The 287-nt window shown below is 44.6% G+C and carries 1 protein-coding gene; it reads left to right on the forward strand.

The features are described 5' to 3' along the window. The coding region (locus A3762_RS06625; RefSeq protein ID WP_156493300.1) for an iron-containing alcohol dehydrogenase at positions 1–287 on the forward strand (287 nt) is incomplete at both ends.

The following is a 287-nucleotide window of genomic DNA, read 5'->3' on the forward strand; positions in this document are numbered from 1 at the left end:
TTGGCGCTCTATACTCAACGCCTCACGGTCTCGCCAATTCGATCGTCTTACCACACATATTGGACTATTCGAAAAGCGACATCATTCCTCAGCTTGCTGAACTTGCAAAAGCTAGTGCTTTAAAAACAGGCAGAGAAAGCAACAAACAACTCGCTGATAAATTTATAGCTAGAGTACGTAGCATGTTGCAGTCGTTCGAAATCCCAGAGACACTTGATAGCCTTAAAAAAGAAGACATCCCGCGCATTGCGAAGCTTGCTCTGGAAGAAGCACATGCAAATTACCCG

This window comes from Oleiphilus sp. HI0125, from assembly GCF_001635355.1.